Source organism: Deltaproteobacteria bacterium, from assembly GCA_016223005.1.
In the GTDB taxonomy this organism is placed as follows: Bacteria; Desulfobacterota; GWC2-55-46; order UBA9637; family GWC2-42-11; genus JACRPW01.
The window spans coordinates 1-9,593 of the sequence record JACRPW010000014.1; the positions used below are offsets into that span (position 1 = coordinate 1).

8 protein-coding genes are annotated in these 9,593 nt (G+C 38.9%); 3 read left to right on the top strand and 5 right to left on the bottom strand.

Annotated elements, in window-relative coordinates; genetic code table 11:
- From glnE to bioF, 5 genes are all read right to left on the bottom strand, one after another.
- A partial coding sequence (gene glnE, locus HZC45_01795) for a bifunctional [glutamate--ammonia ligase]-adenylyl-L-tyrosine phosphorylase/[glutamate--ammonia-ligase] adenylyltransferase (GenBank protein MBI5681895.1) occupies positions 1-3,055 on the bottom strand: 3,055 nt, incomplete at its 3' end.
- Entirely contained in the window at positions 3,055-3,375 is a 321-nt protein-coding gene (locus HZC45_01800) for a phasin family protein (GenBank protein ID MBI5681896.1), read from the bottom strand. The genes HZC45_01800 and glnE, both read right to left, overlap by 1 nt.
- A gap of 102 nt (positions 3,376-3,477) precedes the next feature.
- Complete coding sequence (locus HZC45_01805) at positions 3,478-4,314, bottom strand: methyltransferase domain-containing protein (GenBank protein MBI5681897.1); 837 nt, start codon at positions 4,312-4,314, stop codon at positions 3,478-3,480.
- Positions 4,311-5,099, bottom strand: coding sequence for an alpha/beta fold hydrolase (locus tag HZC45_01810; GenBank protein ID MBI5681898.1), 789 nt, complete (start codon positions 5,097-5,099; stop codon positions 4,311-4,313). Before HZC45_01810 ends, HZC45_01805 begins: the two co-directional genes overlap by 4 nt.
- Positions 5,096-6,262, bottom strand: coding sequence for an 8-amino-7-oxononanoate synthase (bioF, locus tag HZC45_01815; protein MBI5681899.1), 1,167 nt, complete (start codon positions 6,260-6,262; stop codon positions 5,096-5,098). The genes HZC45_01810 and bioF overlap by 4 nt, the downstream gene beginning before the upstream one ends.
- Before the next feature lie 284 nt (positions 6,263-6,546).
- Here bioF and purD point away from each other — a divergent pair, with 284 nt between their 5' ends.
- From purD to HZC45_01830, 3 genes are all read left to right on the top strand, one after another.
- Entirely contained in the window at positions 6,547-7,821 is a 1,275-nt protein-coding gene (gene purD, locus HZC45_01820) for a phosphoribosylamine--glycine ligase (protein MBI5681900.1), read from the top strand.
- Positions 7,822-8,239: 418 nt separating this feature from the next.
- The gene (locus HZC45_01825; GenBank protein MBI5681901.1) at positions 8,240-9,103 is read left to right on the top strand and encodes a site-specific DNA-methyltransferase; all 864 of its coding nucleotides are present in this window, start codon (positions 8,240-8,242) and stop codon (positions 9,101-9,103) included.
- On the top strand, positions 9,081-9,494 hold the full coding sequence (locus HZC45_01830; protein ID MBI5681902.1) for a hypothetical protein: 414 nt from the start codon (positions 9,081-9,083) through the stop codon (positions 9,492-9,494). The genes HZC45_01825 and HZC45_01830 overlap by 23 nt, the downstream gene beginning before the upstream one ends.
- The last annotated feature ends 99 nt before the right edge of the window (positions 9,495-9,593 follow it).

Here is a 9,593-nt window from a genome sequence, read left to right on the forward strand (position 1 = left end):
ATGAATGGTTTAGGTAGCACTCCATCAATCTATCCCCTGCATCATCTCCTTCAAAGCCCATCCTCTTTCCAAGTTTTAAGACATCGTCTGAACCTTTTGTAAGGACATCATCTGCCCTGTCATGGACAATCCTGATTCTATTTTCCATTAAACGGTAAAAGTTGTAAGCATCTTTCAATGTATCACAGTCATTGCGGTTTATAATGCCTTGTCCTGAAAGTTTATCAAGCCCTTGCATGGTATTTTGAGACCGGACATTGTTTTTCAACTGAAGTATCTGGACTGCAAATTCTATATCAACTAGCCCGCCCTTGCCGGTTTTGATATTATATCTATCTGAAGTTTCTTTGGCAATCTCTAATTCCATCCTTTTTCTGATTCTTAAGAGTTCAGTTATGTCTTTGTCAATCGGTTTTCCGGCATATATGATACTGTGGAGTTTTGAGATGGTTTCATCGCCAAATCCCTTATCTCCGGCAGCAAACCTTGCCTTTATACCAGCCTGCCTTTCCCATATTTCTGCCTTTGACTCATGGTATTTTAAAAACGCCTCCTCTGTTATCACAATAGGACCTGAACTCCCTGAAGGTCTTAGCCTTGCATCAACCTTGAACACAAATCCCTCTCTTGTAATGACAGACAGCGCTGCAATAATTTTCTGGCACAGTTTAACAAAAAACTCATGGTTTGTGACTTTTTTAAGCCCATTTGTTTCACCTGCCCCGCCGTATACAAAGATTAAATCCAAATCAGAACTGTATGTAATCTCCTCTCCGCCGAGTTTGCCAAGCGCAAGGACAGCAAACCTCTTATCCGACGGCATCCCGTATCTTTTAGAGATTTCTTCCAACCCTATCTCGCAAGATTTCTCAATAGCCGCATCTGCAAGAAATGCAATCTGTCTTGATACTGTTGAAATATCAATTTCTCCGAATATATCGTTTATGCCAATCCTTAAGATTTCAGTGTTTTTAAACCTTCGCAACGCATCCAGTTTCTCTTCATAGTCCGAAACCTCATCCAGAATCAGAGAGAGTTCTTTCCTGATTTCATCCTTATTCTTATAAGGCTTATGGACATCTATGGACAAAAGGTAGTCCATAATTTCCGGATGCTCTATGAATGTATGGGACAGGAATGCGCTTGTTGGAATGAGTTTAACAAGGAGTTCCATAACCTTTTTGTTTTCTGCAAGAAGCGAGTAAAATATCCCCCTGCCTCCTATTCTGGATACAAACCTCTCAAGATGGGTTAATGCCATATCAGGGTCAGGAGATGAGGTTATCCTTGATATAAGGAACGGCAGAATCTTATTCAGGATATTCCTTGCCTTTTGCGAGATGTGGGCAAATGCAGAACCGTGCTTTAATAAACGGATATTTTCAAATGCCTTTTCAGGCTCTTTAAATCCTAATCTTTTAAGAATCTCTATGCCTTCTCCTTTTTCTATCTCATCGCTTAAGATAATGGATACATCTTTTGAAACCCCTTCTTTCAATTCCTCAGATGGTTTATAAAATAGTTTCTCATATATCTCATGGACATCTTCTGCAACACCACTGTATTTCTCCCGGAATAATTCTTCTGCCCTCGCCCCTGCCTCATCCCTAAACCCCATCATCCTTGCAAGTTTTGTGATTTCATTTGCCTTGACAGGTATCGCCTGCGTTTGTCTGCCTTCTACAATCTGGATTTTATGCTCCACATTCCTTAGAAATATGTATGACTCCCTTAATATGTTTGAATCTTCCGCTGTTATATAACCCTGCCTCTCAAGGAGTTCAATGGTTTCAAGGGTATTCTTCGCCCTTATCTCTTTATCCTTTCCTGCATTTATTATTTGCATTGCCTGAACAAAAAATTCAATCTCCCTTATGCCGCCGTAACCCAGTTTCACATCTATCGTATCAGGAGCCCGCCTCAGTAAACTTAAATCTATCTTTTCCTTCATCCCCTTTATATCTTCAATTGCAGTAAAGTCCAGATACCTCCTGTATATAAAAGGCTCAAGCATCTTTAGAAAACCTTCGCCAAGTTTCACTGAGCCTGCAACAGTCCTTGCCTTTAACATTGCAGCCCTTTCCCATGTCTGCCCCCATGACTCATAGTAGATTTCAGCGCTCCTTAAAGAATTGGCAAGGTCTCCGTTTTTGCCCTCAGGTCTTAAATTCAGGTCAACCCTGAAGACAATGCCGTCTTCTGTAACCTGTCCAATGAGTTTTGTTATGAGTTCAGACAGTTTTACAAAAAAAGCATGAAGGCTTAAATCTGATGTCTGTTGTCTGTTGTCTGATGTCTGATGTCTGGTGTCTGTTGTCTGTTGTCTGGTGTCTGGTGTCTTTACCACCTCGCCTTTATCCGATGAATATATATATATTATGTCTATATCTGAACTGAAGTTAAGTTCCCTACCCCCAAGTTTGCCCATGCCTATAACTGCAAACTCTGCCTCTTTCTCGGTCCCGTCAGTGTCAATAAACATCGGGACGCCGTAATCTCCCTTAAGTTTTTCAAGACAAAATCTGCAGGCAAGAGCAAGGCAACTGCTGGCAAGGTCTGATAATTCCTGTGTGGTTTCTTCCATTGTTGCAAGGTTCAATACATCCCTTGCCCCGATTCTTAAGTATTCCCTTCCCCTGTATTGACGCAGGATTTTTGCAATGGCTTCAAAAGAATTCCTTGCAGATGCGGGGCACAATTTATTGAGTTCTTTAGAAAAATCCTCAAACACTTTTTTTGTGGAAAGACCATTCTTTAAAAAAAGGCATTCAAGGTTTGAGGAATCTTTTACAAGGATATTTGAAAGGAAATTAGAGGCGCCTGCAATATAAATGACGGGCTGAAGGCTAAAGGTTTTTGGCTGAAGGGTAAGCGACTTTACTATCTTCTCACTATATGATGCGATAATCCTCTCAAGGTTATTTACTGCATCATCGGGTGAAGGTGATGATAAAGCATGTTCTATAATATCACGGATGTAGTCTCTTAAAGGGGTGCTGGCAAGAAGTTTTATATTATCAAGTGCCTTTTTCTCATCAGAAAATCCTGATGTCATTACTCTTCCTTTTCCTGCATGAGTTCCTTAACCTTCTTTTCAAGACTGTGCACCTTTTTCTCAAGTTTTACCACCTCTTCCCTTGTCGCAATATTTATCTTTTTAAGGGAGTCCTTTATAACCTCTGCAATCCTGTTTTCTATTGTCTTTTTCTCTTCTTCTGCCTTTGACAGAATGCTTTTTACAATTTCCTCACCTTCCTTTTTGCTAACCTCTCCCTTTGATTCCATATCCTTTATAACCTCTTTCAATTTATCTTCTGTCACGCTCATGAGCCCCAATCCTGCAAGTAAAACCCTTTTAAACACATCTGTAATCATAATCGCCCACCTCCTTTTTATACAAAACGATATAGCAAACTCTGGCATAAAAGTCCATAAAACCTTTGCCCCCAAAAATAGACATTGATTTTTACGGTTTGGTTATTTTTTGGCTGTAAAGAACAGCATTTCATGTGTTGCATAAATTTTGTTCTTTGTCCCAAATCTTTGCCTGTAAATCTCTGACATCTTTTTAAGAATTGCTGCGGCGCCCAGACTCTTTTCACTGCTATCAAACGGATTTCCTGCCCCAATGGATTTTAATGTCTTTAAAAGATTCAGCATGCCATGGTATTCCTCAAATTTTATATCTTCTGCAAAGGATATATCTTTAAAACCGCTTTCCTTAAGTTTAGAAATTATATCGTGTGCCTTTGAAAAAGTCATAAATGGCGGAAGGCCATCTTTATTCAAAATAATACTTGCATCTTCATAGCACTCCCTTAGTTCTTTCAGGGTATCATAGCCAAGTGTTGACAATGAAAATATGCCGCCCGGCTTCAATACCCTGTAGACTTCTGAAAGTGCCTTTTCTGGATAGAGCAGCCACTGATATGTAAGATTTGATACAATAAGGTCAAATTGTCTTTCTCTGTAAGGCAGCGATTCACAGTCAGCCGTAGTAAATACAATTTTGAATTTTGAATTTTGAATTTTGAATTGCAGACTTCTAATCATAGGATGTGCTATATCGCAGGCAAATATTCTGGCAGAAGAAAATGTCTTTTTAAGCGGTATGGTCAAAAAACCTGTGCCGCAGCCAATGTCAAGGATAGTTGCAAGTTGCAAGCTGCAAGCTGCAAGTTGTGGAACAAGATATTCCAGCAATTCTTCTGCAATCTTTTTTTGAAAAAATGCCTTGCTGTCATAGTCTTCTGCAGCAATGGAAAACTGTTTTTTAATCTTCTGTTTAATTCGTAAAGAATCCTTTAGAGTCATAACCTTTTTAAAAACTCCCTTACTGCCTGATTAAATAATTCTGCCCTTGACAAAAATGGTGCATGGCCTGCATCTTTAAATATTTCAAGACAAACATCTTTTATATTTTTTGCAATATACTCCCCTGCACCAACAGGACATACTGCATCTTTGCTGCCGTGTATGACAAGGGTTTTTGCCTTTATCTTTTTAATATCATCTCGCATGTCCAGATTCAACAGTGCCTCCAGGGATAAAAGAAGTGATGAGTGATGAGTGATGAGTGATGAGTGATAATGCCTTATAAACCCCTGTGCCTCTTTGTCAGCGAGTTCTTTGTCTGTAAAATTCAATGGATAAAACCTTGATAGAGTTTCTTCAGGGTCATTTTTTAAATCCCTGAGCATCCTTTTTGCCAGAGGTTTTGACTGTGACCATGGAAAATCATTCCTTTTCACAAAACATGGTGTTGCACCAACCAGAATAAGCCCTTTAAATATTTCAGGCTCTTTGACTGCTATAGACATTAAAACTGACGCACCGAGCGACCAGCTAATGCCAACCAAATCTGTGCTGTGTGCTGTGCGATGCGTGATGCGTAAAATCTTGTCAATTGCAGGTTGTAGGGAAGTTTCAGTCCAGTTGTCTTTTCCGCTGTATCCCGGCAGGTTTATAGATATAACATTATAATCTTTTGAAAATTCTCTAACCTGATTTCTCCAGACCCACGAATCTGTTGCCCAGCCGTGGATGAAAAGCAGTGTTGAGTGTTGAATGTTGAGTGTTGAGTTTGTCCTTATAGTCATTTCACCATTTCCTTGATTACCTTAAACGCATATTTCATATCATCCCACGAATGATTTGCCATCAGTGTTATACGCAGTCTGCTTGTGCCTTCAGGCACAGTCGGAGGTCTTACTGCCTGTATAAATATGCCCCTTTCAAAGAGTTTATTGCTTATTTCAACTGTCTTTTTAGCATCACCAATAAAGAGCGGAATTATATGGCTTTCTTCTGACATCATTTTTATGCCAGCCTCTTTTAGTTCTTTCCTAAAACACCAAATCCTATCCCATAGATTCTGCCTTAATTCAGGCGCTCTTTCAATTATATCAATGGCAGCAATACTTGCTGCACATACTGATGGCGGCAGGGCTGTTGTATATATAAACGGTCTTGCCTTATTTATAAGATAGTCTATAAGTTTTCTGCTGCCTGCTGCATAGGCGCCAAAAGAACCGATTGCCTTCCCCAGTGTGCCCATCTGGATTATATCTGGATTTTCTATCCCCAGATATTCCAAAGTCCCACTGCCGTTCCTGCCAAAGACACCTGTTGCATGGGCATCATCAACCATAAGCATTACACCATATTTCTCGGATAGTTCTAAAATCTCTTTTAAAGGTGCAATATCACCGTCCATACTGAATACAGCATCTGTAACGATAAGGGTTGAGTGCTGAATGTTGAATGCTGAATGTTTTTTTAAAAGACCTTCAAGGACATTTAAGTTCTTGTGCGGGTATCGTTTAAACACCGCACCGCTTAATATACACCCATCAACAATTGATGCATGGTTTAATTTATCAGAAAATATGAAATCCCCTTTGCCCGCGAGCGCTGTTATTATTCCAAGATTTGCATGATAACCTGAATTAAATAAAAGCGCAGATTCAGTGCCTTTGAATCTTGCAAGTCTTTCCTCCAGTTCCATGTGCAGATTCATGCTTCCTGATATTAGTCTTGATGCACCTGAACCAACACCATACCTTTCAATTGCTTTTATAGCAGCCTCCTTTACATCAGGATGGTCTGCAAGACCAAGATAATTATTTGAACAGAAAAGGATGCATTCTCTCCCATTGATTATTATTCTAGGCCCCTGAGAGGTTTCAATAATAGAAAGACTGCGATAAATATCTTTGTCTTTAAGTATCTTTAATTCAGTTTCTAAAAACTTCTTTTGCATTTAAGAAATCCTTAATGATATAATTCAAAACCTTATGTTTTTTATTATATTCTTATTATTGATACTAATCAATATCCCATTTGGCATGGTTCGTTCAACTGCACCCAGATTTTCAAAAAAATGGGGGCGATGCATCTACATCCCTATACTTTTAAGCATACTCATGAGAAGACTTGCTATGGTAAGCTACAAATTAATACCACTATTCCTTATTGCAACTGTTATAGGTCAGATTCTTGGACAGGGCATTAAACACAACATCATAAATAAAATGGAGAACTAAAATGAAAACACTAGTGATTGGCAGCGGCGGCAGGGAACATGCAATTGTATGGAAGGTTAGCCAAAGCAAAAGGGTTGAAAAAATCTTCTGCGCTCCCGGCAATCCCGGAATTGCCGAACTTGCAGAGTGCATAAATATAAAGGCAGATGACATAAATGCCTTAAAAGAATTTGCGCTTAAGCAAAACATTGCTCTGACAGTTGTTGGTCCTGAACAGCCTCTTACAATGGGCATTGTTGATGAGTTTGAAAAGGCAGGACTAAAGATTTTTGGGCCATCCGAAAAGGCTGCTGAAATAGAGGGGAGTAAGGCATTTTCAAAAGAATTGATGCAGAAATATAACATACCAACCGCTGCATATAAGGTTTTTGATAATGCAGATGAGGCAAAAGAGTATGCGGAAAAACACCATCCGCCTGTTGTAGTAAAGGCAGACGGTCTTGCAGCAGGCAAGGGTGTTTTTATATGCCCGACAATGGACGAGGCATTCCTTGCAATAGATATTATAATGAATCAAAAGGCATTTGGCAGCGCAGGCAATAAGGTTGTTATTGAAGAATTTCTTTCAGGCGAAGAGGCGTCATTCCTTGCATGGACAGACGGCGAATTTGTCCTGCCGCTTGCATCTGCACAAGACCACAAACAGGTCTTTGATAATGATGAAGGTCCGAATACAGGCGGCATGGGCGCATACTCGCCTGCGCCAATCATCACCCCTTCAATGCAAAAAAAGGTTATGGATGAAATAATGCTCCCGATAGTCAATGCAATGAAATCTGAAGGCAGAATTTTTAAAGGTGTCCTTTATGCAGGGCTTATGCTTACAAAAAAAGGGGCAAGGGTTTTGGAATTCAATGCAAGGTTTGGAGACCCTGAAACCCAGCCAATACTCATGCGTCTTAAAACCGATATTGTTGATGTATTTATGGCAGTAGTAGAAAATAGGCTGAAAGACATAAAACTTGAATGGGATAAAAGAGCAGCGGTGTGCGTTGTAATGGCATCTGAAGGCTATCCCGGAGATTATGAAAAAGGCAAGGTTATAACAGGGATTGAAGGTGTAAAGGATATGAAGGATGTATTTGTTTTTCACGCAGGGACATCCTTGAAAGATGGCAGACTTGTTACAAATGGCGGCAGGGTGCTTGGCGTAACAGCGCTTGGAACAGGCATAAAAAGGGCAATCAAGAATGCTTATACAGCGGTAGAAAATATAGATTGGGATGGGGTGCATTATAGAAGGGATATTGGTGCAAAGGCGGTGAAGACAGACTAAAAACATTAGACAATAGAGTCAAAGAGTCATAATATCAAAGAGTCAAAGTAAAAACTCTGAAACTCTGAATTTTCTACTCGTTGACTCTAATTGTAGTCTAAAGTCTATGGTCTATAGTCTGCTTTTATGCTTTGCATCTGTGCATTTTTGAGCGTGAACATATTAAAGCGTTGCGACATAATGGGCAAAAGATGTAAAATGGAACAGCATTATGAAGGCAATTGAAAGGATGACCATGTTTAAGGCAGAAGAATTCCTTTGAAGTAGAGGGGAAATATGAAGACAATAAATAAAGAGCAATTGGTTTTTGCAATAACTTTGGAAGATTTACAGTATGAGGCAAAAGAGAAACTTGGTCGTGAATTAACAGAAGCTGTAGACAGAACTTTAGAGATAGTTTAGGTTACGAACAAATAATATGAAAGAAATTATCAGTGATATAATTCTTGGTGATTGCAAAGAGGTTTTAAGAACCCTTGATGATAATTCTATTGATTTAGTCTTCACTTCACCCCCTTATGCTGACCGCAGAATACATACCTACGGCGGCATTAAACCTGAAAACTATGTTGAATGGTTCCTGCCAATTGGTGAGCAACTTTTGAGGGTTCTTAAACCTGATGGAACATTCATTTTGAATATCAAAGAAAAGGCTGAAAATGGCGAGAGGCATACCTATGTTTTGGAATTGATTTTGGCATTACGTGAACAAGGCTGGCTCTGGACAGAGGAATTTATCTGGCATAAGAAAAATTGTTATCCCGGCAAATGGCCAAATCGTTTTCGCGATGCATGGGAAAGACTTTTACAGTTCAACAAAACCCGACAATTTAAAATGTATCAGGAAGCAGTAATGGTGCCTGTTGGCGATTGGGCATCGGGTAGATTAAAGAGGTTAAGCGAAACGGATAAAATAAGGGATAATTCAAAAAGCGGGAGCGGTTTTGGTAAAAATATCTCTAATTGGATGGATAGAGATAAAGTGTACCCTACAAATGTTTTACATTTTGCAACAGTTTGTAATAACAAAAACCATAGCGCCCCATTTCCTGAAGAACTGCCCGAATGGTTTATAAAATTATTTACAAAAGAGCATGACTGGGTATTAGACCCATTTGCAGGTTCAGGCACAACTTTAAGTGTAGCAAAATTAATGCATCGTAATTCTATAGGCATAGAAATATTGCCTGAATATGTGGAGATGTCCAAGAAAAATCAAACAGAAAAAGAGTTTGTATTATTTGAGCCAAAGGTAAAGTATGAATCATCTAAATCTAAATGAAGTTTACGAATATGTTGAAAAGCATATTTCCGCCTTTCATCAAAAGAGGCTTGAATATATTACAACTACAACAGAATTAAATAAAATTCTTCAGCAGAAAAATCCTTATTTGTTCAGGGCTAAAAATATTTTGACTGCCCAAGACTTAATAAAAGGATTTTTAGATGCCTTTCTTCAATCTCAAGAAGAGACTTTATTTGGTGATTTCATTGAAGGTTTGGCAATTTTTGTATGCGATAGAGTTTTTAGTGCGAAAAAATCACAGTTAATAGGGATTGATTTGGAATTTGAAAAGAATAATTGCATCTACATTGTAGAAATAAAGGCTGGATGGAATTGGGGTAATGCAAGCCAAATCAAGCAGTTGAAAATTAACTTTGAAAATCAGTAGTGTCCGCTAAAAATTAAAAAAGCATGGCTTGTTCATCTCTTTTGTTGGATAATTGGATTTGAGAAAAGCCAATACCAACAAGGAGGAACAAGCCATGCA

Coding starts and splice junctions, on each gene's coding strand:
- HZC45_01800 (MBI5681896.1), bottom strand. CDS start 3,375: ATGATTACAGATGTGTTTAAAAGGGTTTTACTTGCAGGATTGGGGCTC.
- HZC45_01805 (MBI5681897.1), bottom strand. CDS start 4,314: ATGACTCTAAAGGATTCTTTACGAATTAAACAGAAGATTAAAAAACAG.
- HZC45_01810 (MBI5681898.1), bottom strand. CDS start 5,099: ATGACTATAAGGACAAACTCAACACTCAACATTCAACACTCAACACTG.
- bioF (MBI5681899.1), bottom strand. CDS start 6,262: ATGCAAAAGAAGTTTTTAGAAACTGAATTAAAGATACTTAAAGACAAA.
- purD (MBI5681900.1), top strand. CDS start 6,547: ATGAAAACACTAGTGATTGGCAGCGGCGGCAGGGAACATGCAATTGTA.
- HZC45_01825 (MBI5681901.1), top strand. CDS start 8,240: ATGAAAGAAATTATCAGTGATATAATTCTTGGTGATTGCAAAGAGGTT.
- HZC45_01830 (MBI5681902.1), top strand. CDS start 9,081: ATGAATCATCTAAATCTAAATGAAGTTTACGAATATGTTGAAAAGCAT.